Genomic DNA, 26,430 nt, shown 5'->3' on the forward strand with positions numbered 1-26,430 from the left:
ACTCGATACCACTACCGAGGAGCACCATGACTGACCTAACAGGAACCCCTGAAACCGAGATTCGTAAAGGTTTGGCCGGCGTCGTCGCCGACACGACTGCGATCTCGAAGGTGAACCCCGAGACCAACTCGTTGCTGTACCGCGGCTACCCCGTGCAAGAACTGGCCGAGAAGTGCACCTTTGAAGAGGTTGCGTATCTGCTGTGGCACGGTGAGTTGCCCACAGATGAGCAGCTAGAGGAGTTCCAGAATGTGGAGCGTGCGCAGCGCCACCTCGACGCGCACACCAAGCGCGTCATTGACGAGTTGCCTCTTTCCGCGCATCCGATGGATGTCGTTCGCACCGCGGTCAGCGTGATCGGTGCCTTGGACGACACCCTCACTGACCCCGCGAGCATGGTTGATGAAGAACTCAATCTTCAGCGCTCGCTCACTCTGTTTGCCAAGCTGCCGGCGATCATCGCCTACGACCAGCGTCGTCGTCGCGATCAGGAACTTGTTGAGCCGCGGGATGACCTCAGCTATTCGGCCAACTTTTTGCACATGACGTTCGGCGAGGTTCCTGACCTCGTTATTGTCAACGCTTTTGATGTGTCGATGATTCTGTATGCCGAGCACTCCTTCAACGCGTCGACTTTCACCGGTCGTGTGGTGACGAGCACGCTCAGCGATCTCTACAGTGCCGTCACGGCAGCAATTGGTGCTCTCAAGGGTCAACTGCACGGTGGCGCGAACGAGGCTGTTATGCACGTTTTCGATGAGGTCGGCTCAGCAGAAAATGCGGAAGCGTGGCTCGAGAATGCCCTTGCTGAGAAGCGCAAAATTATGGGATTCGGCCACCGGGTGTACAAGAACGGCGACTCACGAGTGCCCACCATGAAGGCTGCGCTTGAAACCCTCGTTGCCGAATTCGACCGCCCTGACATGCTTGCCATGTATGACGCCCTCGAGACGGCAATGACGAGCCGCAAGAACATCAAGCCCAATCTTGATTACCCGAGCGGCCCGGCGTACAACCTCATCGGGTTCGACACCGACATGTTTACGCCGCTGTTCGTTGCGGCGCGAGTCACTGGCTGGACCGCCCACATCATGGAGCAGGCGGCATCGAATGCGCTCATCCGTCCCCTCGCTGCGTATTCGGGAGTCGACGAGCGCCACATTAGCTAGGAGCTTGACGCGCGGGGATGGAACCGTCAGTCGTGAGTGGCAGGATGGGGATATGACTGTTCCCCAGATTGAACTGAACGACGGAAATTTCATCCCCCAGCTCGGCTTCGGTGTCTTCAAAGTGGACCCCGAGGAGACCGAGCGCATCGTCACCGACGCACTCGAGGTTGGCTACCGCCACCTCGACACCGCCATGATTTACGGCAACGAGCAGGGCGTCGGCAACGCCATTAAAGCGTCGGGCATCCCGCGTGAAGAAATCTTCATCACGACGAAGCTGTGGAACAGCGACCAGGGCACCGACTCTGCTCGCGACGCCATGGATCTCAGTCTCGAGAAGTTGGGCCTCGACTATGTGGATCTGTACCTCATCCACTGGCCTCGCCCCGACCTTGACCGCTACCTTGACAGCTGGCTCACGCTTGAGCAGCTGAAAGAAGAGGGCAAGACGCGTTCGATTGGTGTCAGCAACTTCCACCGCCCTCACCTTGAGAAGATCATCGCGGGCAGCAACACCGTTCCTGCGGTTGACCAGATCGAGCTGCACCCCGCTTTCGCACAGCGTGACTTGCGCGCGTATGGGGCAGAACTGGGTATGCACATTGAGGCGTGGGGCCCTCTCGGCCAGGGCAAGTATGACCTGTTTGGTGAGACTGCTCTCCAGTCTGCTGCTGAAGCACACGGTGTTTCACCCGCTCAGGTTGCCATTCGTTGGCACCTGCAGAACGGCATCATCGTGTTCCCCAAGTCGAACTCGCGCGAGCGTATGGCTGAGAACTTCGATGTCTTTGGCTTCGAGCTTTCCGCGGATGAGATGGCATCGATTGATGCGATCGACCGCGACCAGCGTGTCGGTGCGAACCCCGACGAAGCTACCTTCTAGGGCGCACTTCTCGTTTCTGGCACAGGCCGGCATCCTCACTCATTTCGGTGAGAGGGTGTCGGCCTGTGTTGTGGGTTGTGGCTGCTGAAGTACTGCCTCTTGCGCCGCGACGACGCCGAACGCCAGTATGGGCTAGGTAAGAGGAGGCAGCATGGGTCGTTCTGCGATACTCGCGCTTCTGAAGGAGCTTGCTGCGTCAGATGTGGGCGTCCACGCCGAGGTCGGTATTGGGGGAGTGCACCCGCACGATGAGACTTTTCTGCAGCTCACTTCGCTGTCGAACCGCGATGAGTACGCGATCGTTTCCGTGGACACGACCGGCTGGTTTCAGTTGGACGTCTCGGCCGGTTTTTACCACGCGCAGGCGGATGATCTCGCCTCAGACGAAACTGTGCAGGAGTACCTGGAGCAATACTTCCGGGCCGCGCTGGCGTACCTTGCTGGCGATTGGTCGACCCGCACGTCGAGGCTTTTCCGACTTCCGTTTGTTGTGGTGGATGGCGCTGTGGATGTCTTCGGCCAGCCGCTCGCTCTCGGGCTCAGAGTTCGTGATTCGTGGAGGATGCTGTCCCGGCGTCCGCCGCGCGCTTCCTTCAGCGATGAACACTCGATGTTTGCTCCCGTGACTGATGAGGATCGAGCGAATTTCCCTATTCCGTTGCTGCCGACGGTGGGCTTCTGTCGTGCCGGTGAGTATCAGGGGCTGTACCTGTTTTCGAATCTTCTTAATCTCTTTCCCGTCGCTGAGCGCATGTGGGACATCGTCATTGTCGGAGGCGGCCCCGGCGGCGACGACGAACTATTTTTTGCGGAAGACGGCCTCGGAGTCGCAACCATTCGCGACCTTGACATCGAGTGGGCTCCGGCGCACCTGCAGAATGTTGCCCGCCGCGAGTTGTTTCACGGGCTCAGGATTGATGTACCCATTCAGCATCCCTCGGGGTGGGAAAGCGATGGCGACCAACCTCACATTGCCTCACGCGTCGCCGCGGACGGCCCGTGGGCTCGTTTCGAGCAGCCTGCATAAGCACGCCAGTGAGGGCTGCGGTGATTCACGCCTCCGGATGCTTCGCGCTGCACGCTGCTGCCGCTACATTGAGTGAATGATCCGCGGAATCCGACGAACGCTCAACGTGGGCCCGTGGGTCGTTGCGCTCTACGCATCGCTGTTCGGTGCAGTCGCTGGGGCGGTTTTTGCGCTCGCCCTCATCAGCGAGTACTGGGGAACTGAGGCGTTCTTAAGGTTCCTGCCTGCATCGCTGTTCTTCGGGATCATCGGTGGGAGCACCGTAGGGCTGGCGTCGGTCACGGTAGGGCTCGGCCTCCGTGCCATCCTCAGCACCGGCGGCCGTCTCAACAGCACCACGGTGGCATTGGGCTCGAGCACCTTCCTGCTGGCAGTCGCAGTGCTCTTGACCTGGTTTATGGGAGAGTCCCTCGGCACCACGTTCCCCACGTGGCTGCCGATCACCTTCGCCGTTGTTGGTGTCGTGTGGTTCGGCTTCTGGTCGCGGATGCGGTCAGCTCGATCTACAAAACTCAGCCTAAGGAATTAGATGAGTGCCCCAAGTTCTCGCGCGCTGCGGTCGAGGGCCTCCGCTCGCGTCGAGTCATCTAGCGATTCCGCCTCGAAGCAGTCCGAGGACTGAGCGCGAAAATGTTGAGGATAACCTCGCCCCGCAACGGCGTGGAATATGCGGTTTTCGAATTCGGCCAGTTTCCTTCGCGGTCTGAAATTGCGACGATCAAGAGGGAGGGGCTGGGGTTACGCCTCGCTAGTGTTCCTCACGAGGTTGCTGCTCTCGATGGTCTCGTGAAGTTTGCTGATTCCCTTACTCATCTTGACGTGAGTGCGATTGGCCCCACGGATGCCCGTGCGATCGAGTCGTTGATCCGCTTGGAAGAATTGAGTTATTCGGGCAACCTCGTGTGTCCCGTCGATCTCAGCAGGTTGGAGAATCTCACAACCTACTTTGGGCCTCACAAAAATTTTGAAACGCTGGCCGCGCGCACTTCGTTGACTGAGCTCACGTTGTACCCGGCGCTTCCTCATCTGGTCGAAGAGATAGAGGGCCCGCTCACCACCTTGTCAATCGTTCACACCGGCAACCTTCGCGCGGTTCCGGTGATTCGCCATCCCCAGCACCTCGAAACACTCAGCATTGACGGCCCCAGTTCGCTCGACTTGGAGGCGCTGCCTAACTACACCTCGCTTCGGGGACTCGAACTTTCGAGCATCGGAAGCGTGACGTCGTTGGGGGTGATCCGCATGATGTCTGCCTTGCAAAGCATCCTGCTGACCAAAGTCCGTACAGTTGAGGAGGATGCGGATCTGTTGCAAATCGAAGATGTTTCGGTCGTGGTGCAAGGTCGCCATGGCTTCAGCCCAGAATTCGTGCGCGACGCACAAGCGACTGGCCAGTGGTTATTCGCCTGAGCGGGAATCCGTCGCTCAGCGCCTAGATCGACTGGCAAAAACTCGTGGAAGTGCGCGCGCTCGTGATGTGTGGCCGCTTCCCTCTGCAATACTCAGCACCATGATGGCGGAGGATCAGGAGCGGTTCACGAAGAATTGGTTGCGATCAAAGGTGACTTCTTCGCAGGGCTATTCGGTGATCCTCTCGGCGCGCACTCAGACCCGGTACTGCGATTCAGAGGGGGAACTGCGCATCTTTTCTGAACCGCTCGCGGCGCGAGGGATATCAGTGGTGGTTTATGCGAACACAATCCCGGATACCGCATCGCGGCCACGCTCGCTGGTTGTAGAACGGCTTGTGAAGGTTTTCGGTTTCGCAGGCTGGAAAGTCGAAATTGCATGGGAGTGAACTCTCAAGCAAGCCGGGACTGGAGAACGCAAGGTAGGGGTAACTGAGACCGATGACTTCGTGGTTTCAGTTCGCTCTTCCATATCGCGGCCCCCTACTTCTGCTTGGAGTGTTCCTGTTCCTAAATACCGAGGGCGCTGGGCTATTCGCAAACAAAGAGCTATCTAATGAATAAGCAACCACCAGACAATGGCGTGGACTACAGTTTCGCGCGGAGTATCGCGACCGACGTGGTGCAGCGGGTCGACGTGCGCTTTCCCCGTGTGCGCATTAATTTCCACGGTCCATCGGAGATGTTCCACGGAGTTGCCGTCGAATTCTGCCCCTCAAACCCTCGGGCTGCTTATGCCGAAGTATTCGTGGCCTACGACGGCTCCTATGTTCTCAATGTTGGCTCTCACTTTCACTTTGAGGGCGGCAGCGTGAGCGACGACTCAGGCGATACTGTCGATGAGATCGTCGAGCACCTAGAGGTAATCGGAACTAAAGGACTTGCCGGGGTTACAGGTTTTAGGCTGTGGGGTCTGTTCTCAGCTACGTGGTAACTCAGTCATGGCGGGCGCCAGCTAGGTGTCGGGCCCGAAGGCTCACTTGCCGTGGGCTGCCCACAACGGGGCATTTCGAGGTTGCCTCAGAAGCGGTATTTTTGGTGGCACAAAGTGGTGCCCGAGCCGCGGTAATTGGCGCGCCTAAGCATCCGGAAGGTTGGAGTCGAACTATGAGCACATCGTTGCGGGTTCCTCCGACGAGCCGAGAGCGTGAGGTGCTGATCGCAGTAGCGGCGGAGCAGCCCTTCGACGTGCCTTCGCGCGAGTGGGAACAATCGGCATTGCTCACTATTGCGGCTAGCTTCGCAGCTATCAACGACATTTGGACGGACGAGCAAAATGCTCATGTGATCGATGTGCTCTCGAAGCTTCTTTCTCACGACGACCCGGCGATCGTGGCCGGAGCGGCAACTCGCGCGGCGGTTTTGTCGGGCTGGTGGGATAGCTCGATGCTCGAAGACCCGAATGGGCGAGAAACCAAATGGGCTGAGCTCGCGGTCGAAGCTCGGCCAGATTGGGTGCTGAATTGGCTCAAGCTGTCAGACTGTTTCGACGCACAGCGGCGGTTTTTGGAAACAGTAGAGATCGCGCAGCATTTGGCGCAGTTGCCAACGTTGGCCCCACCCGGGGACCCGTTTGATGTGGCATTCGAGCTCATTTTCACAGGGCGCCTGGAATGGACGAAACGCAAAGCGAAAGAGTTTCTTGCCAGCTCGATAAAGAAAGCTCAGGCCGCCGATTCGGTCGATGAGACTTCTGGTGTCTCTCATGCAATACGGGGAGCAAAGCGCCACAGAATCGGAACCATGCGTTGGATGCTGTCTCACTTGGCGAGAGAGCGGTTCGGCGCACGGTCAGCAGTGTCTGGCCAACATGCCCTAGTCGAAAATGCGCTGCTTTCGCTGGAACTGACTTATCGATCCCCGACCGAGGCAGAACTGCGGCTTTTGCGTGCTTTGGTCAAACGAACCCCGCGGTTCTCGGGTTCGCTTGCCACCCTCTCAGCGCTGACCGTTGCGTTAATGAACGATGGCGGTATGGGCAGCTTGGCGATCGGCCCTCCTTCGCTCGAACGACGTTTCGAGGATCAAGTAGCGGAGGTAACTTTCTTTGATGTTGACGGCATGTGGGTTTCCGCCACGTTGAACGTGGATCAGTTCGATGAACTTTTTGAGCTCGACGTGTTCAAAGGTGATTTCTCACCGCTGCGAGAAATCCCGCAGATATTCCAGTGAAAGGCCAACGTTGGCAAGCAGTTTGAAGGTGCGAGCAAACTTGAATTCACCATTGAAACGTGACGGCAATTCGCTTAATTAGCTTCATAGGTTGATCGGACCCGGCGGCGGGGTGTCGCTTTTCCCATCGGCGAGTATCGCGGTCACCATCGATACCGCTCGGGGGTCGAGGCTGTCACCCGGGTAGAACTCCTCGTACAACTCGTCAGCGTCGTCGAGGGAGCTGATCTCGCACAAGCTCAGGAGTAGTCGGATGTCGCGGGTGTCGCGACCGGGGCGGTTGGCGCGCAATTTCATCGCCGAGAGTGGTTGCCACGACTACACGCTCTTGAACGTGTCGCGCCACGCAAGAACGCCGCGTTTAGCGAACTCGGTGGGGACTTCTGCGAGTGGAGCAACAGGGTCTGCGGGGTCCACTTCAAGGGTCCGGTGGCTGATGAGGAACCGGTTGGGGAGATCAACCCACTGCGGCAGAGGAATGCCCTCGTCGGAGAGACGCCACGCTACAAGCGCCGCTAGTGCGGCATCCCACACCGGGTCTCGAGTCGACTCGGGCTCGGCAAGCCCGAGGACTCCGCGAATCAGTCCGTGCTCGGCCACAAGATTGTCGTTGAGCTGCAGCAAGGCCCGAAGCGCCCTGTCTTTGTCGCCGGCAGCGAGCTGGTGACGGATTTCGGTAGCGGCGGTTGCCGCGTCGTCCCGGCGAGTGGGTGCCGAATACAACCGGTGCCCTGCTCCAGCTAAAAGGCGATCGATGGTGTCGAAGCTTGCATCGCGCCCCCGTTCAGAGCGAGAAACGCTGCCCTGATCGATCGAGGAGCGGGAAGCGAGCTGCTCCTGGGTTAGGCGACGACTTTTTCGGGCAGCACGGATCAACGTGGATGCATTTGCCATAGTGATCACCGCTCTTCTTTCTCCCAAATATAGCTTGGAAAACATATTTTGGTTAGCTCATGTAATTCCGGATGCTCCCGCTCGCTGGACTGTCCACGATCACTGCCGAGATCGCTCCTCACTAGACTCGAGCGCAGGAGGAATCATGAGCAAGCGCGGGCAGAAATCTCCATCTAAGGTGCGGATGATGACTATGGCACTCGTCGATGAGCATGGTCTTCGCTGGGAGTTCGATACCTCGTTGGGCTATAGCAACGGCCGCGCGCTCTCCGAATTTGTGGAGCGAACTGGAGTGAAGCGGGTGCTTCTCCAGCGCGATCGAGACGCTTTCGCGATAAGGCGTCGCGAGGGCTCCGAGAAGTTGGGTTGGTTGTGGTTTGCGCGTCGGATGCACGAGCGTCGGTGGCGCCGGGTGGGGGTATTCTTCGCGGTGGTCGGGGGAGCGTTGGGGATGCTGTCTCTCCTGGCCGGCGTTGTGTTTGTCTTCTTGGGCATCTAACACGGAGATGCCCCGTTTTATCGTCTTAGGTGCTTTGTTGATTCGCTGGTAGTAGTTTTAGCTTTGAAGCGCTTCGCTCCACCTTCGTGCGAATCGGGGGTGGCCCGATGGCGCACTATGCTGGCCCAAATCGCCCGACTTCGACACTGTTGGAGGTCGACGGTGCACCCCTGAACTGGGGCCAAGGAAAGCTGGGCTGTCCTCATTAATGCGGACAGCGGAGGAAATCTCATTAGCGATAGCTTCTCGATTGGCAACCATTCGCGTGGACTCGCCCCCATGTCCTCCCCGAGGGTCATGGGTACCGCCATCCGAAGGTGTTGCTTTGCTTCTCTCTGTTCGTTGGTCCCTATTCTTCGTCATGGCCATGACTACCTCTTTGGTGTTAGTTGTGACTTTGATCCAGCCCGTGCAGCAAGCGGCGGCCGCACCTGCTGACCTCGCCAAGTCGATCGAGCTCATTCCGGCAATCGATTCGCCAACGGTTGTGCCAGACGCTACAGAGTTTCCCGCGGGCCGCTTCGATGAGGCGTCGAGTGGGCCGCTCAATGAAGCAACGAGCAGAGGGTTGGCTAAGTCGGCACCGAGGCCTACACAAGTTGACCTAGATGAATTTGACCCGGCAGCTACTGATGTTGTGTCACGGACCGAGTTTGAAACGACCTACCGCCTCGAAGACGGCACCAACGTGTCGGAGCTTTCGCTTGTTCCGCTGAACGTTCGCACGCCGGACGGAAACTGGGCCGAACTTTCGACTGATGTCACCGATTGGGAGGCTGGCCGCTGGGGCGCAGACGAGCATCCGCTAAAGCCAACTTTCGGCAACGAAGCCGATGATGATGCGGTGCTCGAAGTTGCGCGTGATGGCTACAGAGTTTCGTTTGCTCTCGAAGGTTCTGCTGACAGTCGGATGTCTCGTCCGATTGCGAACCGTCGGCTAGCGGACCCGAGCAGTGTCGAGTACCACGACGTTTTTGACGATGTTGATCTTCAGTACGACGTCGAAGCCGGTTCAGTCAAAGAGACGCTCGTGTTGAACGAAATCCCGTCGAAGGCTGAATCGTCGTGGTCGTGGATAGTATCCGCACCTGGTCTCACCTTGGAAGTAAACGAGTTCCGCGAAATCGTGTTCCTTGACAAGGAGGGTGTCACCAAATTTCACATTCCTGCGCCGATCGCTTGGGACTCATCCGGTATCGAAGAAGTCCGTGAGCCTTCGCTGATCAACCTCGACACGAAGCTGAGCCAAGTCGGCAACAAGTGGCGACTGCAGCTATCTGCTGACCCCAAGTGGCTCGCGGCACCGGACCGCGAATACCCCGTGATGGTCGACCCCACGCTCAGCGTGGGGGTTTCTTCCCTGCGAGCTTACAAATCCGATGGCTACATTCGCACGGACGCTGTTCAGGTAGGAAATTCGCGCAGCAACGGGAACACCTTCTGGCGCACTGGTGCGACATATAGGTTCCCTACGCTGGCGGGGAAGCAGGTCTTAGCTGCGACGTTTGCTGGGGCATATGGCGGCTATGGCACAACAACGACACGTACCCAAAAAATCACCGCCAACCAGTGTTGGGGTTACAACTGCTATGGCCCAACTCTTGGGTCATTCTCAATAGGTTCTGGTTCGGGGAGCACTTCCGCCACTCCTATCGCACAGTTCTACTCGAACGTAGTTAATGCTGGAGGAACCAGTGGCGCGCTGAATATCCGTGGGGATGAAAGCTCGAACTACACCTATAAGCAACTCGACACAGCGTTAGCAATCGCTTGGAAGAACTACCCATCTGTGTCAGGGTTTGCTGCGCCGACACCGGCTAACGGGGCTGTTGGTGCCCCGGTGATGCCCACTTTCAAGGTCACGGGTAGTGATCCGGGCGGGCAGGGTTTGGCATACCAATACAAGGTCGGCACGACGAGCAACGTTGAGGCGAGCACGGTGTTCACGTCGCCGTGGTCGACTACGGCACAGCAGCAGGTGCCTCCGCAGGATCAGTTGGATGCGGGCACGACCTACTACTGGAAGGCTTACGTTAGGGACGGCTACAACGGCCACCTCGGCACTTCCACAATCCGGTCGTCGTCAACGCGATCATTCACCACTAACTTTCCGGCTCCGACTCCGGACCACGTTTCCGCGGCACCCGTCGACGATGCTGTGCTGGTTTCGCTGACCCCGACGCTGAGCACAGACACAGTAGTTGACGCTGAGGGCGCAACGGTGGAGTACCAATTCCGTATTGCGACGGGCACCGATGGAAAGTCGGGCGCGATCATCTCCTCGGGATGGTTGAGCGCTCCGACGTGGACAGTGCCTGCGGGCACGCTCCAAGATGGTGGCACGTACACGTGGGTTGCCCTGACAAGTGATGGTATCGACGTTGATCTCGACGGTGCGTGGGTCAATTCGTTCAAAGTAGATCAGCGCATCGGTTCTGCGGGCCCAGCTCCGACTGATGCTGCAGGTCCGGTCTCGGTCAACCTCGCCAACGGTAATGTGAGCTTGGGCTTCACCTCCCCGATGGTGTCGACTGTCGGTGGGCCGATGGGGATGTCGTTTGCGTACAACTCGCTGCGGTCGCCTTCATCGAAGAAGGGTCTCATTGGCAGCTACTTCACTGCGAAAGCGTCACCAACATCCACCCCAGAGTTTGATTTCGACGACAAGCTACCAGTGCTTGTTCGCACGGATCCGGCGGTGTCTTTTGATTGGGCGGCTGAATCTCCGGCACCGGCTGTTCCCATATATAATTTCTTGGCTCGCTGGACGGGTTACATCACTCCGCCGACGGGAGGCACCGGCAGCTATGAGTTCGTCATCAAGGCTGATGACGGGGTCACACTGCGAGTCGCCGACACCCAGCTGATCAACGCTTGGACAAACGGCTTTGCAGAAACAACGGGCACCCCGATTTCGCTGACGGCGGGTGTGCCTGCACGATTCCAACTCGACTACTACGAAGCTGCAGCCAATTCGAGCGTTCAGCTTCTCGTGAAATTCAACGGTGCTGCCGCTATTCCGGTACCACCGGACTGGTTCACCACCGAGATCCCTGTTCTGCCGTTCGGCTGGAATGGTTCTGCTCCGGTGAATGGCAGCTCGGGTGTCTACGCTTCGGCGACGGTCAGCGAATCGTCGGTGACGCTCACCGACATCTCGGGTTCTGTGCACATTTATGCCAAGAAGTCGTCGGGCGGGTACACAACTCCGAAGGGTGAGTACGGTGTGCTTTCGGTCGATGGCGCGGGGCTTGTCACCCTCACGGAGGATGACGGCACGGTTTACGCCTTCACGGCACAGGGCAAGGTGGGTTCGGTTACGAGCCCAGCAGATTCGCAGAAGCCTGCGACGCCGATCGTGCACTACCGGGAGGGCACTGGTCAGATTGACCGGATCTCTGACCCCCTTTCTGAGGTTCTGCCGGCGACGTATCCGCCGACGTTCTTTCGCGAGGTGCGCTTCGCCTATGCGGGCGATGTCGTTGGCGATGTGGGGCTAGGCATCACTGACACCACTGATCTGTCTGGCAATGCCTACCCATTCGAATCGGGTCTCGGCTATGCCGAGCCACCGGCGAACATGCTGTGTCGCCTCATTTACCCTGGCCATGTTGAGGGCGCGGATGACACGACCCGTCTGTTCTACAACAGCAATGGGCAACTTGCCGCGATTCTTGATCCCGGTAACGAACTGTCGAGCTTCGGATACGACGCCGAGGGCCGCATGTCGGTCATCCGCGATTCGTTGGCTAATGATTGGCTCGCGGCGACCTCGACTACTCCGGCAGCGGAGTCGACGGTGGAGATTGTCTATGACGCAGCGGGTAAGGCGACGTCGGTGACGTTGCCGGCACCCGATGGCACCACGGCCGCGGATCGCCCCGAGAAGAGTTATGAGTATGGCGCAGGCAGCACCGCGGTTCGAGTAGCTGGTCTCTCTGACGCCCCGGCAACCCCATCAAAGACGGTCACCTTCGACTCTGCGTGGCGTCAGCTGACGGCAACATCCGCGATGGGACTCACCGCATCACAGGTGTGGAACGACGACGACATGATTCTGTCGGCGACGGATGCCACCGGACTGATGACGACAACGATCTACGAGGGCGAAGATCGCGCGACCGATAGTTATGGTCCAGCGCCGACAACGTGCTTCGGCACGGACCGGCTGCCTTTGCCGTCCTGTGCGATTGTGCCTGCGCACACTGAGACCGCGTTCGATGACTCACTTGAGGGTTTGCACGTCGCGTTCTACTCGAACCCGATTTTGTCGGGCTCCCCGAAGGCATTCAACTTTGGGCTGGAGGGCCCCGGTGGCGCGCTGGCCAAGGACTGGGGCGCAGCAGCACCGGCAGGGCTGGGCGTCACCGATAATTGGTCACTTCGGGCTACTGGTTTGATCACGTTCCCGGATGCTGGGGTCTACAACTTCCGCACGGTCGCCGATGACGCGACGCAGTTGTGGATCGATGACATTTTGGTGATCGGCGACTGGGCGGGGGAGAACGCTCACACTTCTGCTGAGCGCGATATTCCCGCGGTGACGGCGGGCCAGACGAAGAGCATCCGTCTGGCTTACGCCGATCGCACGGGGGACGCCGAGTTGGATCTGCAGTGGAAGGTGCCGGGATCGGCAGTCTGGGCAACGGTTCCTGCATCAGCGTTCTCACCCGATTATGGGCTGGCGAACCGCACCACGGTGCATGATTCGGCACCGGCATCGAGTGGTCTGTCTGATGCGCAGGTGCCCGATATCGTGACGTCGTTGCAGTATGAGCACCCGTGGTTGGGGGCGGCAACGAGCACGACGATCGATCCGGGTGGTTTGGCGTTGACGACGAAGGAAGGCTACGAAGCTCCGGGCGGCAGTGGGTATCTGCGTCGTTTGACTCGTCACCTTCCTGGTGCTGTTGAGGCGGCAGGAGCTTCCGCTCCGGCTGCGTCTGAGGGCAACTCCTCGATTTACTACGGCGACACCGAAACGCTGGCCGAGGCTGGTTTCACTGCTGACGTGTGTGGGGTTCCGCTGAGCACACCGCAGCACGGCTTCATGAAGACTTCGACGGGTGCAACGCCGGCTGTGGGCAGCGCCGTGGTGACGGAGTTCGTTTATGACTTGTGGGGTCGCTCGGTCGGAACGAAGCGCTCCGGCGACACGAGTTGGAGTTGCAACTACTTCGACGATCGCGGTAGGGCAACCTCGAGTGTGCTGTCTGCATTCGGTTCGTCTCCGGCCCGCACGACCACGACAACCTACGGGTTCGTCGGAGATGAAATGGTGGTGACGACCACAGATTCTGCCCTTAGCTCAGTGCCGAACGCCGAGATTATCTCCACCAGCGACCTACTCGGCCGCACGGTTACCTACCGGGATGTCTGGGGCACGGTGACGACGCCGGCGTATGAGGACAAGACGGGTCGTGTTGAGTCGGTTACGACAACCGGTGGTGGTGTGACCAGCACGCAGTCCTTCACATACGACGCAGATGGCAAGGTCACTGTGGTCAAACACAACGACGTTGTAATTGCGACACCCTCGTACGTGTCGGCGACGCAGCTTCTGGAGTCGGTCGCGTATGCCAACGGCAGCAGCCTGGGTAGTATCACCCGTAATGAGGCTGGTGCGGGTACTGGTTTCAGTTGGGGTTTCCCGGATTCAACGGTGGTGTCGGATTCGGTGGTGCGGTCGCAGTCGGGTCGGATTATTCAGAACACGTTGTCGGATTCGTGGGTGGCTGATCCGCGTACGGAAACCTCGACTTACACCTTTGATGCTGCTGGTCGTTTGACTGAGGCGGTCATCCCGAGGCATGTGCTCTCGTATGGTTTCGGTGACACCACGTGTGGTGCGGGTGCGAGTGATCTTGCCGGTCGTAACGGTAACCGCACGTCGTTCTCTGATGTGAAGGATGACGGCACCCCGATCACCACTGGCTACTGTTACGACGCCTCTGACCGGTTGCTGTCGACGGTGGTGGCGGGTGCTCCGGCAGGGGCAAACACCCTGCTCTCCACGAACCTGGGTGCGGCGAGTCTGACGTATGACGCGCATGGCAACACGACGAGGTTGGCGGATCAGCAGCTGTTCTATGACGGCGCTGACCGCCACATGAAGACGGTGTTGGATGACGGCACCGTAATCGAATACGTGCGGGATGCGACGGGGCGGATTGTGCAGCGCAGCTCCCAAGCACCGGGCGAGACGGCGGAGGTTATCCGTTACACGTTTACTGCCGGTGGCATGTTTGGTGTGTTGGATGGTGCCGGTGAGTTGATCGAGGAGACTCTGTCGTTGCCGGGTGGGGTAAGTGTTTCTCTGCCAGTGGGTGCGGATGCGAAGTGGTCGTACCCGAACCTGCACGGTGACTCGATCATCCTCACCGACCACCTCGGTATTCGAATCGGTGCACGCGCGGCGTTTGATCCGTTCGGGCAACCCATCGACCCGGTCACCGGCGACATCGGCACCGAGGTGGCGGATGACGCGGTCACGGACACCTCGCCGGGGGATGCTGATTACGCGTTCGTTGGACAGCACCGAAAACTCTATGAGCATCAGGGATCGATCGCGACGATCGAGATGGGTGCCCGGCAGTATGTTGCCGGCCTCGGCAGATTCTTAGAGGTCGACCCGGTTGAGGGTGGGGTTACTAATGCTTATGACTACCCGGCTGACCCGATCAACCAACTTGATCTGAGCGGTCAGTTCCTCGGCGGTTTCCTTGGAAACCTCTTCAAAAAAATCGAGCGGGCCTTCGTGTCGGTGATCGGCAAAGGAATCACTAGAACCACAACGAAGCCCGGAGTCGTAAAGTGGCCGAAGGCGGAAACCCCTAGAACGACTACCGCAGCTTCACGCGTGACAGACACGCGCTCAATGACAAAAAATCAGCTCGAGGCCTCGATCGGACGCATTAATCTAGATAAGGCTAAGAGAGACCACATCTTCACCAAACAACACAAACTTGATGGCCTGACTCCAGCTGAGCAGCAACTATGGGCGGAAAAGGTCGTCGCTAGTGTAGGGCAGCTACCTCCTGGGATTTATCATCAGGGGCACAATCCGATTACGCGGTGGGTTGACGGGCAAACAGTCGTAATAGGAGGCATGGTTACTGATGAAGGAGTATTCTTGCTCGGTACTGCACGAGTCGTAATCGAGTGGAGTGGGGTAATTCCGTGAGTGCATTGTTGCGACTCTCGCCGACTGCCCGTGAACGAGAAGTCATAGTTGCGGTGGCAACTGATCGACTTTTCGACGTCTCGTCGAGTGAATGGGAAGCATCTCCGTTGCTTGCGATTGCGGCCAGCTTTGCGGCCATCAATGAAATTTGGACGGACGAGCAGAACGCCCATGTGATCGATGAACTATCTGCACTTCTCACCAATGAGGATCCAGCGATCGTCGCTGGAGCGGCAACCAGGGCGGCGATTTTGGCGCACTGGTGGGATCACTCGGGACGTGAAAATCCGAACGGAAAAGCTACCAGGTGGGCGAGGATCGCTGTGAAGGCGCAGCCTTCGTGGGTCTTGAACTGGCTCGTGTTGTATGACTGCCTGAGTGCACAAGGGCAGTTTTCAGAAAACTTGAAAATAGCACAACACTTGTCGAAACTTCCAGCTTTTGTTCCGCCCGTCGACCCATTCGACTACGCGTTCGAGACAATTTTTACCGGGCGCCTCAACTGGGACGACCGAACTGCACGAGAGTTGCTCGCTGAGGCGAAAATCGCGTTGGATGCCAACCACGATCCCAGTGGTAGTCAAGCTACGCCGTGACGAGAGCAAGAGGGTTCCCATTTTGAACTCGCTCAAGTTGCCAATGAGTTCTCGACGAGAAAAATGCTCGCTGAGTGTTTGGTGAGGAACTCCGCGTCCGGAAACCTCGACCTACACCTTCGATGCTGCGGGTCGTTTGACCCGGGCGGTCATCCCGAGGCATGTGCTCTCGTATGGTTTCGGTGACACCACGTGTGGTGCGGGTGCGAGTGATCTTGCCGGTCGCAACGGTAACCGCACGTCGTTCTCTGATGTGAAGGATGACGGCACCCCGATCACCACTGGCTACTGTTACGACGGGTCTGACCGGTTGGTGTCGACTACGGTGGCGGGTGCTCCGGCAGGGGCAAACACCCTGCTCTCCACGAACCTGGGTGCGGCGAGTCTGACGTATGACGCGCATGGCAACACGACGAGGTTGGCGGATCAGCAGCTGTTCTATGACGGTGCTGACCGCCACATGAAGACGGTGTTGGATGACGGCACCGTAATCGAATATGTGCGGGATGCGACGGGGCGGATTGTGCAGCGCAGCTCCCAAGCACCGGGCGAGACGGCGGAGGTTATCCGTTACACGTTTACTGCTGGTGGCATGTTTGGTGTGTTGGATGGTGCTGGTGCGCTGATTGAGGAGACTCTGTCGTTGCCGGGTGGGGTAAGTGTTTCTCTGCCAGTGGGTGCGGATGCGAAGTGGTCGTACCCGAACCTGCACGGTGACTCGATCATCCTCACTGACCATGTTGGTATCCGGATCGGTGCGCGAGCGGCGTTCGATCCGTTCGGGCAACCCATCGATCCCGTCACCGGTGATATCGGCACAGAGGTTGCGGATGACGCGGTCACGGACACGTCCCCGGGGGAGGCTGATTACGCGTTCGTGAGCCAGCACCGAAAACTCTATGAGCATCAGGGATCGATCGCGACGATCGAGATGGGTGCCCGGCAGTATGTTGCCGGGCTCGGCAGGTTCCTCGAGGTTGACCCGGTTGAGGGTGGGGTGACGAATGCGTATGACTATCCGGCTGACCCGATCAACAAACTTGATCTGAGCGGCGAGTTTTGGGGATCGATCGATTGGAACGTCGTTGGCGATGTCGCCGACATCGTCGCTGGAGGTCTAGCGGTTGCTGCAATCTTTGGTTGCGTTGCATGCGGCGTCGTGTCGGCAGGAATATCTGCAGTCAAGGGGATCGTCCGGTTGGTCTCCGGGGACGTCGGTGGTTTAGAAGACATCGCGGTTGCCGCTACTCTGGGCGTGGGCAAAGCTCTTCAGCTGGCAAACTCGGGCATCAAAGCAGCAAGGGTGAATAATATCGCTCGGTGGGACCGCGGGAAACCCGCGAACAGAGCTGTTATCAGGCAAATCAAAAGCCAACACAGCAGGTTTAATCGGGACGTAATTCGCCCTTACAATTTAGGAACCAGAGTTTACGGATATGTCGCGACTTGGCAGTCTTTGGATCGGATTATGCACAAATACGGTGGGAGGCTGGCACGATGAGTGCTTGGTTCAGCTTCTTTCTCCGAAGTGGCGGTCCGGTTCTGTTCCTTGTCGGGCTGATTCTCTTTTTGGTGACCGATGGCACTGTGGTTTACCGACTCTTCTTGTTGGCGGTTGTTTCCAGCCTTGCTATCGCGGGTTCGATATTTCAGTTCTACCGGCTCAAGAGGAAGGATCTTTTGCTGATTGCGAGCGAATCGATAAAGCGCGCCAAACGGAGCATCTCCGACGTGGACACTTTTGACGCTTCTCGTCCGATCATTGGGGTGGTCAACCGGAGCCACACCAGAGCGGATTATGTTCTCGTGCGGCTTAAAAACGATGAGTTTGGATCGGCGGGCTACGAGGTCGCAGAGGGAAGATTTCCATGGAGAACATTGCACGAATCGGAAGGATTGTCAGCAGAAGAGCTGCGATCAGAATTGCGGGAGCTCAGCGCGAAATTCATCTCCCAAGGGAAATTTTCCGATGAGCTCGCGAGGCGATATTTTCGCTCCTAACTTGTTGACACTTCATGCATTTCGAATGCGCTCGAGCTGAAATCTTAAACTTCTGATCGGCTTCCAGATGTTTGTATCGGGCGAGGTCGATAGTCGTTCGTGGTCTGCACGGTTCAGTCGTTGGTTCGGTGCGAAGTGACCTCCATTGCGAAAACGCTAACTCGGCAAGCCCTGCTGATGTGATTTCGTGTGGAATAGTCATCACTATTCAATAGAGAGGCGACCTCGATGTGGCGATCCGCAGACGGCAGGATGAATTCCGTAGCTGTGCCCGCCGATATTGAAGAACTGAGCAATCTCAGACGCTACCTACTTGGGCTTAGCCCAGAGGACCGGGATCTGCTCTGCGACGAGTTATTTGAGCTCGATCCGTCTATCGGTCTGGAGATCGAGTTGTCTCCTTTCGACGAGGCTGTCGAGGAAACATTCTTCGCGGTGCAAATATCTCTTGACTACCTCGCTGATCTCGACAGGGAGCGTCTACTCGGCGCCCACCGTGAGACTGAATTGAGCGAGATCGACGTCCGGTGGCGGTTAGACGTAACCGGGGTAGTCCAGCACGTCATCGTGGAACTGGAGTCTGATGTTCCTCCCGCGGAGTAGATCTCGGGAGAGCCAGGAGTCGGGTTCGGGACGAGCCGCTAGATCTAAAGGACACGCATGCTAGCGGGGACTCACGGACCGGATTTGCCAGCCAGCGATCGAGTTTCTCTGTTGCCTGGCTTGTCAGCGCTTCGCCTCCACAGGCATCAGAACGCTATCGCGGGAGTGGCACTCCTTATGATGGTGGTGTCTGGCATCTTTGGGTTTGTTGGCACTCAAGGGAACACCGTCTTGCTGTATATCGCGCTTCCTTTCTTCGGACTAAGCGTCGTTGTTGTGAAGTGGGTGTCACTCTATGGAAGTCTGCGTGTGGATCGCAGAGCAGTGCTGGAAGCCGAAGCGGGTTACAACACGATCAGTCAGCTGAGATACGAGTTGCCATTGGTCGACGATCGAACAGGCTACGTGCTGCGAGGGGCCTCGAAAACGAATCGTGGCGACCATCCGTGAGACGGCAAGCCAAAAGTTGACACAATTTCCGGGATGGAGCTGGACTTCGAGACTGTGGGCGGGCGCCTTCGTTATGGTGTGAAGGTGGCGGTGCGGGATGTTCTGTAGGAGTGGGATGGTCATGGACGGACTAACGCTAGCTGCTGGGGCTCCCATGCCGGCAACTAATGCCCAAGGGTTTCTCTTTCTTGGCGTGATACTTCTGGTTGCCGCCACATACACTTGGATCCAGCGAGAAACTTACGCGCGCAAAAGTCGCGAGCGTTTCGAGAAATTGGGTTGGACTTGGTTCGCGCGCCGGATGCCCGACCGTAGGTGGCACCGGATATCAGTTGTCTTCGCGGTGGTCGGGGGCGCGTTGGGGATGCTGTCTCTCCTGGCCGGCGTTGTGTTTGTCTTCTTGAGCATCTAGCAAGGGCTATCGCGATGCGCTAAGGAGGCCGCCGTTGTTCGACCGGCGGAAGCCCTACCCCCACAGCAACTCCGGGCAGCGTCCGCGAACAGCACAGCAAATGCTGGTGCCGGGCTTTTGATAGCTATAGCCATCAAAACTTGTTATATTGGCATCTATAGCTATCAAAAAAGGGGGCGCCATGGTACAGCGTGACTCATCCCAGCAGAAGCGACTGCTCAGGGACTTCGGCGCCAACCTCCAGCGGTGGCGCAAGGTGAATGGTCTGACCGCAGTACAGGTTGCCGAGCGAGCATTTATCACCCGCGAAACACTTCGAAATATAGAGAACGGTACCGGCACCGCGCGCATGGACTCGATGTTTGCCGTGCTCGCCGTATTGGGTGTCGAAGGCATCATCGTGGACGCGGCGGACCCCTACAACAACAATGCCGGGCGAAGCCGAATTGACGACATTCTCCGCAGCGGCGGCAGCATATGAAACCCTCGGACATCATCGAAGTCGCAATTGGAAGCGGAGCCTCGCCGACCACGGTCGGCATCCTCCGCCCGTCCTTCCAAGGCGGCCGAGCTCTCGCCAGCTCCTCGTTCGAATACACCTCAGAATATCTAGGATCAGGGAACGCCGCCCCGCTGTCACCCGACCTCCCTTTGACAACAGGACGCATCTTCACGCCCGCGAACAAGACACTCTTTGGTGCCTTCTCCGACGCCTCCCCAGATGAATGGGGCCAGAAGGTCATCGAAGCCAACAGGGTCATCCTCCGGAAGAAAAACCCCGAACTCCCGAGAGTGCTGGGCGAGTTCGACTACCTGATGGCCGTATCCGACGCGACCAGAGTGGGAGACATTCGGCTTCGATTCACGGACGGCCCGTGGCAGGCTCCCGACCATGGGATCGCAAACATCCACAACTTGAACAAAATTGTCGAGGTTGCCGCGCGATACGACAACAACGAGGCAACCGACGAAGATATCGCCTATTTGAATGACATCGCCACGAGCCCCGGCGGTGCCCGTCCCAAAGCGAACGTAGTGACGAAGAAGGGGCGCTTAGCTATCGCGAAGCTCCCGCACTCAAAAGATCGCAACCTCGATGTCGAAGCGTGGGAGGCTGTCGCCTTGACAATCGCGAGCTCCGTAGACATCCACACCCCGCAATTCCAACTCGTTCAGACGCCCAACGGAAAGTCGGTGCTGGTCGTTGAACGATTTGACCGCACCGAGCCACGCTCCCGAAGAGGATACATTTCGGGCGCAACAGCGCTCGGAATCGGTGCCAATGACACGAGCACCCGCACCTATGAGGATTTTGCCGATGCGATCGGCAGCCTGTCGACAGACCCAAGCGCTGACCTGCGCGAAATGTTTTCCCGCGTAGCGCTGACCGTGCTCATCAACAATGTCGACGACCATTGGCGCAACCACGGGTTCCTCCGTGACGGCGGTGGCTGGCGGTTGGCTCCCGCATTCGACATCAACCCCAGCCCACACCGCGGCTCCATCAACTCCCGAGCCATCAATGCTGACGACGATCCGCGGGAGCGAGATATCAGGAACCTGATCAGCAGTTCCGCAACATACGGACTCTCGTCGGCGGAGGCAGCGGAATCAGTTTTTCGGATCGCGACCGCAGTCGAGAAATGGCGCGATGTAGCCGCAACCTATGGGTTGCCCGCATCCCAGACCGATCTGATTAGTCAAGCATTCGACGAGAAACAGCTCGAGATAGCGAAGTCAATCCGAGCAGCATTTCCGCCAACGACGATTCCGATGGCTGCCCGTAACGCCGGGGCGATTCTGGTGAAAGCCCACACCCGAAACGGCGCCGCTGTGGCAGAGCATTGGCGTAAGCCTCGAGAAGACTGAATGTGACTCCGCCGTCGCCTCAGAGCCTGACCAGCCCTCACTAGCCGCCAGCACGACGGGCTGACTCGCGCTACCGACAGCGACCAACGGGCGGTCGATTACTAGATGCGAGAGTTGGCAGAAGTAATATCAACCGCAACCCCCGGCGGCGTCTCCACGAGCAACCCCGTTCCCGCGAACGCAGCTTCGAGATCGGCACGGGTTTCGGTGAAGTGTTCCCACCCTTCAGTGTGGAGGCCGACCACGTGGGTGGCGCCCAAAATGCGGGCGGCTTCTGCGGCATCCGCTGACGTCAAAGTGAGGGGGCTGTTGATAGCAGAGATGCGGGCTGCACCCGCGAACAGCACGGCGATGCTGATGTCGGGGAAGCGGTCTGCGATCTGCTGTACCAGCGGTAGGGAAGCGTTGTCACCACTGACGTAGATGGTGGGTTCGCCCTCGGCCTGCAGCACAAAACCGGTGACCGGGCCAACGAGAGCTTCCGCACCGGGAGGGCCGTGCAGTGCGGGCACCGCGGTGACGGTGACGGCACCTACTCCGACGGTTTCCCAGGAGTCGAGACCGACAACGCCGCCGCCGAAAAGGTCAGAACCCGCCTTCATGGTGCTGATCGTAAGCACACCGGTGGCGAGAAGTTCGAGTCCCTCGTAGTCGAGGTTGTCTTGGTGTTCGTGATGCGACAGCAACACCAGATCGACAGTGCCAACATCCGCTCGGCTCAGCGCCGGACCCGCCGTCTTCGTGAGCGGCACACCGCCCTCGTCGGGGTAAAGCTGTGGGGCATCGAATGTGGGATCAGTCACAATGCGCAATCCGGCATATTCGAGCAAAGCGGTGGGGCCGCCAATGTAGGTCACGGTCAACTTCGACATACTCTGAGACTATGCCCAATCGTCTGGAAACTGCTGCGAGCCCATACCTGAGATCACACGCCACAAATCCGGTGGACTGGTGGGAATGGTCTGCCGAAGCTTTTGCCGAAGCGGAACGCCGAGATGTGCCCGTGCTGGTCTCCATCGGCTACTCCACCTGCCACTGGTGTCACGTCATGGCCCGCGAATCCTTCAGCGATCCCGTGCTGGCCGCCTACCTCAACGAAAACTTTGTGGCGATCAAAGTCGACCGCGAAGAGCACGCCGAAGTGGACTCCACCTATCTAGCGGCGGCGTCCGCCTTCACGCCCAACCTGGGCTGGCCCCTCAACGTGTTCGTCACACCCGCGGGGCGAGCCTTCTTTGCCGGCACGTACTGGCCGCCGACCGCTGTGGGGCAGCATCCGGCATTCCGGCAAGTGCTCGAATCAGTGACGGATGCGTGGACGGCGCGGCGTGAGCAAGTGGAGACGAGCGGAGCCGCGATTGCTCAGGCGCTCGCGCAGAGCCGCGGTGTCGAGAGCGAGCTTGTAGCCGACTTCGCGCCCGTGATTGATGCGCTCGCTGCCGCCGAAGACCTCGAACACGGCGGATTTGGTGACGCCCCCAAATTTCCGGTCACGCCGGTGCTGCGGTTCCTTCTCGATCGCGGCGCCCGCTCCGCGGAACACTCGCCCGAGGCAGCCGGCCTCGCTGACCGCACGCTGAAGGCGATGGCGGCATCCGCCCTGCGCGACCCGGTCGATGGCGGCTTCTTCCGCTACTCCACCCAGGCTGACTGGACCGACCCACACTACGAACGCATGCTCTACGACAACGCCCAACTGCTCGCCGCGTATGCGCTCGCCGACTCGGCTGAGATCGCGACGGGCGTCGCCGAGTTCTTGCGTGACAAACTGCTGCTGCCCTCGGGAGCGTTTGCGTCGGGCCTCGACTCCGAAAGCACCGTCGACGGCAAGCGCGTTGAAGGCTTCTACTATTCGCTGGATGCCGCGAGCCGCGCCCGCGTCGAAGCCCCGCCCCGCGACGACAAGATCCTCACCGGTTGGAATGGTCTTGCCATCGAAGCTCTCGCCCTCGCCGGCGCTCGTCATGGCAACCCCGAGTGGATCGTGCTGGCCCGCGGTGCCGCCGACTTCCTGCTTGCTGAGCACGTGCGTGGTGGGGGTTCGGGTGCTGGTGTTGGGGCCGGTGCGGTTGCGAGCGTTGGCGCGGCGGGGGAGCGACTCGTGCGTACCTCCATCGACGGCATCCTCTCTGGCGCAGCAGCAACCCTCGAAGACAGCGGGATGCTCGCCCAGGGACTGCTCGAACTCTCGATCGCTACCGGCGAGGTTCGCTACGCGCTCGCCGCCCGCGCCCTCATCGACGGCGCACTCGCCGCGGGCGCGGCAGGTTCGGGAAGCTCACCCTTCGGCCTCCCCGGCGGCAGTGACTCTGTGCTCGCCGCGCAGGGCCTCTCCACCGAAGCCGACATCAGCGACGGAGCCCACCCCAGTGGCCTCAGCGCCATGGCCGCCGCCGCCCACACCCTCTTCGCTCTCACCGGCGACGCCCAGTACAGGGATGCCGCTGAGGCTTCCATGAAGTTGGTCGGCCAACTCGCAGCCCAGCAACCGATCTCGTTCGGAACCGCCCTCACCCTCATGTCGGAGCTCGGCGCACCCCTGCGCCAGCTCGTCGTCGTGACGGGCGCTGAGACGGGTGGCGTGGCTGCTGGTGCGGCTGGCGGCGACGCCTCCGAGGTGAGCGCCACCGCCAGCGGTGAGCTAACGATTCTGGCCCGCACGCTGCACCGCGCTGGCGGCATTGGTGTCGCGGTCTCGCAGGCTCAGGCAGACGCTTTTGCGGCATCCGGTTTCGAGCTGTTTGCTGCACGCACCGCGACCGGCGGCGCACCGACGGCGTACCTGTGCGAAGAGTTTGTGTGCCGCCTGCCGCTCACGGATGCGCCCGCGTTGGAGGCGCTGCTGAGCGCGAACTAGCGGTTGTAGACGTCGCGCCGATGCCCGAGGGTGACGACAACGACGAGCAGCACGTCATCCTGAATTGTGTAGACGATGCGATAGTCGCCGATGCGCACGCGAAAACCAGGCCGCCCGTGAAGCGCCTTGGCGCCCGGAGGCCGTGGGTCGTGGCCCAGGAGGGCGATTGCGCCACGGATTCGGTCGCGATGCTGATGGTCAGCTCGCTTAAGGGCGCGCGCCGCGGCGGGCGTGACCTCGATGCGGTAGGCCACTACCAGCCCAGATCGGCCTTGACCTGATCCCAGGGAATGTTCGGCCCCTCATTGGCCATTGCTTCGTCAAAGGCGGCAACGTCCTCAGCATCTTCTAGCGCATCCATCATGCGCTCATACTGCTCCGGACTCACGACAACGGCAGCACGCTGCCCGCGGCGCTCGATAAAAACAGCTTCGTGCTCTGACGTGGCGATGACCTCGGAGAAGTTCTTGCGGGCGTCAGCGATGCTGGTGGTCGACATGCGACAATTGTACGTTTCAACTGCCAAAATGTACATTGCGAGTCGCGGTCGATGCGATAGCAGCGACTATCTGGAGAAGCTTTTCGGCGCTGAACTCTTGGGGGCGACGCACAACATCGATCGCGGCTCCCTGGATGAGAGCGATGAGTGTCGATCGGAACGCTTCGGGGGCAAGGCCCTGCTCGTGAGCGAATCGGTTTGTGATCGGCTCCATGGTGTCGGCGTAGCGGCTCAGGCCGGTGTTGAGTTCGTCACGAAACTCCGTGCTCTGACGGAAGAAGTAGAACTGAAAAAGAAGATCGACGTCGTCGCGTTGAGTGTGCAGACCTTCCAGTTCAGTGGCCACCATCTGAAACAGGGCGACGTCTGCTGGCAATTCGCTGCCGAAACCATTTTCGGGGCCGTCGAGAGTTGTGGAGAGCAGTCGCGCAAGCAAAGCGTGCAGGAGTCCGTCTTTGGATTCAAAGTAGAAGTAGATGAGGCCGTTCGAGAGGTCGGCTTCAGCGGCAACTGTGCGAGCCGAGACAGTTTCTAGCCCGCTACGGATCGCCACGGTTTTTGCGGCGGCGAGAATGTCGTCGCGCCGCTCGATCTCTGGTTTCTTTACTCCGACCACGCTTCAAGCTTAGCTATTGCAATCTATTGACCAAACGGTCAATATTGGTATTGCGGGTCCGCAGTGGTGCTGAAGGAGAAGAAGAGTGACTCATCCTTTGAAGAATGAAACCGTTTTGATCACCGGCGGCGGAAGCGGCATCGGGCGACTTCTGGCCCTCGGCGCTGCGGAACGCGGAGCCAGGGTCGTGGTGTGGGATCTGTCGGCGGCCGCGGCCGAGAGCGTGTGTCAGGAGATCATTGGCGCGGGTCATCACGCCAAGGCCTTCACCGTCGATGTGTCTGACCGGGCCGCGGTCAAGGCCTCCGCGAAGAAAACGGGCCCGGTGGATGTTGTGATCAACAACGCTGGAGTCGTCACAGGCAAGAACCTTCTTGATGCGTCCGACGATGCGATTGAGCGCACGATTCGGGTGAACACGCTTGCTCTGTTCTGGGTCACTCGCGCGTTCCTCGGGAACATGATCGCCAACCGTCACGGCACCGTCGTCACCATCTCCAGTGCCGCCGGACTTGTCGGAGTAGCTAAGCAAACCGACTATTCCGCGAGTAAATTCGGGGCTCTCGGATTCGCCGAATCACTTCGGGTGGAACTATCGAAAGCAAACACCGGAGTTAACTCGCTGGTCGTGTGCCCGTACTTCGTCAGCACCGGAATGTTTGAGGGTGTGCAAACCAAATACCCTCTGCTGTTGCCTATCCTGACTCCCGAATATGTAGTTCAGAAAACGCTAACAGCGATCGAGAAGGGCCGACACCAGTTGATCATGCCCCGGTTCGTAAATCTTTTATCGCCAGCCCGGGTGCTTCCGGTCCGCTGGTTCGACAAACTCATGAATCAGCTTGGTGTGAACAACACCATGGACCATTTCGTCGGGCGCTAGCTGAGCCCCAATGCGGTGCGCACGTGCACGTATTGCGTGAGGAAGGCGCGTTCGTCGAGGCGTTTGCGGCGCATCCATGACGTCACTTCGCTGTTGCTTTTGCTGGCGTTGCACGAACCGCAGGCGGGAACGACGTTGCCGACGGTGTAGCTGCCGCCGCGGGAGATCGGCTGCACGCAGTCTTTCTGGAGTGCAGAGTCGGTGGCGGTGCAATAGGCGCAGCCGCCCCATTCGCGCTTGAGTTCTTCCCACTGCTCGGCGGTGAGATCGTTGTCGGCGGCATCAACCCGACGTTTGCGGCGTCGTGCGGCGCGAGCGCGTCGAGTCTGAGCCACAGCCATACCGCTAAGTTAGTGCACTGTGTGTGCGCTGCGGCAGCGACTGGCGTGGGCCGGGCAATGATCCCTC

25 protein-coding genes are annotated in these 26,430 nt (G+C 59.2%); 18 read left to right on the top strand and 7 right to left on the bottom strand.

Annotated elements, in window-relative coordinates; translation table 11 throughout:
• The first annotated feature begins 26 nt into the window (after positions 1 to 26).
• From AC061P_RS03135 to AC061P_RS03170, 8 genes are all read left to right on the top strand, one after another.
• The gene (locus AC061P_RS03135; RefSeq protein ID WP_480391798.1) at positions 27 to 1,169 is read left to right on the top strand and encodes a bifunctional 2-methylcitrate synthase/citrate synthase; all 1,143 of its coding nucleotides are present in this window, start codon (positions 27 to 29) and stop codon (positions 1,167 to 1,169) included.
• Positions 1,170 to 1,221: 52 nt separating this feature from the next.
• On the top strand, positions 1,222 to 2,052 hold the full coding sequence (locus tag AC061P_RS03140) for an aldo/keto reductase (protein ID WP_480391799.1): 831 nt from the start codon (positions 1,222 to 1,224) through the stop codon (positions 2,050 to 2,052).
• A gap of 151 nt (positions 2,053 to 2,203) precedes the next feature.
• Positions 2,204 to 3,079 (top strand): hypothetical protein, encoded by an 876-nt coding sequence (locus AC061P_RS03145; protein ID WP_480391800.1) that lies wholly within the window; start codon positions 2,204 to 2,206, stop codon positions 3,077 to 3,079.
• Between the two features lie 76 nt (positions 3,080 to 3,155).
• Positions 3,156 to 3,608: a hypothetical protein gene (locus tag AC061P_RS03150; protein WP_480391801.1), complete on the top strand. Its 453-nt coding sequence runs from the start codon at positions 3,156 to 3,158 to the stop codon at positions 3,606 to 3,608.
• 101 nt (positions 3,609 to 3,709) lie between these two features.
• A complete protein-coding gene (locus AC061P_RS03155; protein WP_449648234.1) occupies positions 3,710 to 4,489 on the top strand; it encodes a hypothetical protein in 780 nt (259 codons plus the stop codon).
• 100 nt (positions 4,490 to 4,589) lie between these two features.
• Positions 4,590 to 4,877, top strand: coding sequence for a hypothetical protein (locus AC061P_RS03160; RefSeq protein WP_449648233.1), 288 nt, complete (start codon positions 4,590 to 4,592; stop codon positions 4,875 to 4,877).
• Positions 4,878 to 5,044: 167 nt separating this feature from the next.
• On the top strand, positions 5,045 to 5,422 hold the full coding sequence (locus AC061P_RS03165; protein ID WP_449648232.1) for a hypothetical protein: 378 nt from the start codon (positions 5,045 to 5,047) through the stop codon (positions 5,420 to 5,422).
• A 173-nt stretch (positions 5,423 to 5,595) separates the two neighbouring features.
• Positions 5,596 to 6,660, top strand: coding sequence for a DUF6984 family protein (locus tag AC061P_RS03170; protein WP_480391802.1), 1,065 nt, complete (start codon positions 5,596 to 5,598; stop codon positions 6,658 to 6,660).
• 84 nt (positions 6,661 to 6,744) lie between these two features.
• Here AC061P_RS03170 and AC061P_RS03175 read toward each other — a convergent pair whose 3' ends face one another.
• Positions 6,745 to 6,957, bottom strand: a complete 213-nt coding sequence (locus AC061P_RS03175; RefSeq protein WP_480391803.1) for a hypothetical protein — start codon at positions 6,955 to 6,957, stop codon at positions 6,745 to 6,747.
• 21 nt (positions 6,958 to 6,978) lie between these two features.
• Positions 6,979 to 7,554, bottom strand: a complete 576-nt coding sequence (locus AC061P_RS03180; RefSeq protein ID WP_449648229.1) for a helix-turn-helix domain-containing protein — start codon at positions 7,552 to 7,554, stop codon at positions 6,979 to 6,981.
• A 145-nt stretch (positions 7,555 to 7,699) separates the two neighbouring features.
• Here AC061P_RS03180 and AC061P_RS03185 point away from each other — a divergent pair, with 145 nt between their 5' ends.
• The 8 genes from AC061P_RS03185 to AC061P_RS03220 all read left to right on the top strand — a co-directional run bounded on the left by AC061P_RS03185 (position 7,700) and on the right by AC061P_RS03220 (position 21,167).
• Entirely contained in the window at positions 7,700 to 8,053 is a 354-nt protein-coding gene (locus AC061P_RS03185) for a hypothetical protein (RefSeq protein WP_480391804.1), read from the top strand.
• Positions 8,054 to 8,444: 391 nt separating this feature from the next.
• A complete protein-coding gene (locus tag AC061P_RS03190) occupies positions 8,445 to 15,236 on the top strand; it encodes a PA14 domain-containing protein (RefSeq protein ID WP_480391805.1) in 6,792 nt (2,263 codons plus the stop codon).
• A gap of 107 nt (positions 15,237 to 15,343) precedes the next feature.
• Entirely contained in the window at positions 15,344 to 15,832 is a 489-nt protein-coding gene (locus tag AC061P_RS03195; protein ID WP_480391806.1) for a hypothetical protein, read from the top strand.
• A gap of 163 nt (positions 15,833 to 15,995) precedes the next feature.
• Entirely contained in the window at positions 15,996 to 17,333 is a 1,338-nt protein-coding gene (locus tag AC061P_RS03200) for an RHS repeat-associated core domain-containing protein (protein WP_480391807.1), read from the top strand.
• Positions 17,330 to 17,833 (top strand): hypothetical protein, encoded by a 504-nt coding sequence (locus AC061P_RS03205; protein ID WP_480391808.1) that lies wholly within the window; start codon positions 17,330 to 17,332, stop codon positions 17,831 to 17,833. The genes AC061P_RS03200 and AC061P_RS03205 overlap by 4 nt, the downstream gene beginning before the upstream one ends.
• 252 nt (positions 17,834 to 18,085) lie before the next feature.
• Entirely contained in the window at positions 18,086 to 18,436 is a 351-nt protein-coding gene (locus AC061P_RS03210; RefSeq protein WP_449648780.1) for a hypothetical protein, read from the top strand.
• Between the two features lie 1,043 nt (positions 18,437 to 19,479).
• The gene (locus tag AC061P_RS03215; RefSeq protein WP_480391809.1) at positions 19,480 to 19,779 is read left to right on the top strand and encodes a helix-turn-helix domain-containing protein; all 300 of its coding nucleotides are present in this window, start codon (positions 19,480 to 19,482) and stop codon (positions 19,777 to 19,779) included.
• Entirely contained in the window at positions 19,776 to 21,167 is a 1,392-nt protein-coding gene (locus tag AC061P_RS03220) for a type II toxin-antitoxin system HipA family toxin (protein WP_480391810.1), read from the top strand. Before AC061P_RS03215 ends, AC061P_RS03220 begins: the two co-directional genes overlap by 4 nt.
• Positions 21,168 to 21,268: 101 nt before the next feature.
• On the opposite strand, the gene AC061P_RS03225 is transcribed toward AC061P_RS03220, so the two are convergent.
• Positions 21,269 to 22,039 carry an MBL fold metallo-hydrolase gene (locus tag AC061P_RS03225; protein WP_480391811.1) on the bottom strand — a complete coding sequence of 257 codons (771 nt, stop codon included), beginning with the start codon at positions 22,037 to 22,039 and terminating at the stop codon, positions 21,269 to 21,271.
• An 11-nt stretch (positions 22,040 to 22,050) separates the two neighbouring features.
• On the opposite strand from AC061P_RS03225, the gene AC061P_RS03230 reads away from it, so the two are divergent.
• On the top strand, positions 22,051 to 24,024 hold the full coding sequence (locus tag AC061P_RS03230) for a thioredoxin domain-containing protein (protein ID WP_480391812.1): 1,974 nt from the start codon (positions 22,051 to 22,053) through the stop codon (positions 24,022 to 24,024).
• On the opposite strand, the gene AC061P_RS03235 is transcribed toward AC061P_RS03230, so the two are convergent.
• Genes AC061P_RS03235 through AC061P_RS03245 form a run of 3 tightly spaced genes read right to left on the bottom strand, consistent with a single transcriptional unit; the run spans position 24,021 to position 25,139 of the window.
• On the bottom strand, positions 24,021 to 24,278 hold the full coding sequence (locus AC061P_RS03235) for a type II toxin-antitoxin system RelE family toxin (protein WP_480391813.1): 258 nt from the start codon (positions 24,276 to 24,278) through the stop codon (positions 24,021 to 24,023). The two genes, AC061P_RS03230 and AC061P_RS03235, sit on opposite strands and share 4 nt — an antisense overlap.
• Positions 24,278 to 24,523, bottom strand: coding sequence for a type II toxin-antitoxin system Phd/YefM family antitoxin (locus AC061P_RS03240; protein ID WP_449648773.1), 246 nt, complete (start codon positions 24,521 to 24,523; stop codon positions 24,278 to 24,280). Before AC061P_RS03240 ends, AC061P_RS03235 begins: the two co-directional genes overlap by 1 nt.
• 16 nt (positions 24,524 to 24,539) lie before the next feature.
• A complete protein-coding gene (locus AC061P_RS03245) occupies positions 24,540 to 25,139 on the bottom strand; it encodes a TetR/AcrR family transcriptional regulator (protein WP_449648772.1) in 600 nt (199 codons plus the stop codon).
• 85 nt (positions 25,140 to 25,224) lie between these two features.
• Here AC061P_RS03245 and AC061P_RS03250 point away from each other — a divergent pair, with 85 nt between their 5' ends.
• On the top strand, positions 25,225 to 26,022 hold the full coding sequence (locus AC061P_RS03250) for an SDR family oxidoreductase (RefSeq protein WP_449648771.1): 798 nt from the start codon (positions 25,225 to 25,227) through the stop codon (positions 26,020 to 26,022).
• Here AC061P_RS03250 and AC061P_RS03255 read toward each other — a convergent pair.
• On the bottom strand, positions 26,019 to 26,363 hold the full coding sequence (locus tag AC061P_RS03255) for an HNH endonuclease (protein WP_480391814.1): 345 nt from the start codon (positions 26,361 to 26,363) through the stop codon (positions 26,019 to 26,021). The two genes, AC061P_RS03250 and AC061P_RS03255, sit on opposite strands and share 4 nt — an antisense overlap.
• Positions 26,364 to 26,430 lie beyond the last annotated feature (67 nt).

It is taken from the genome of Rhodoglobus sp. G.S.4 (assembly GCF_056619605.1).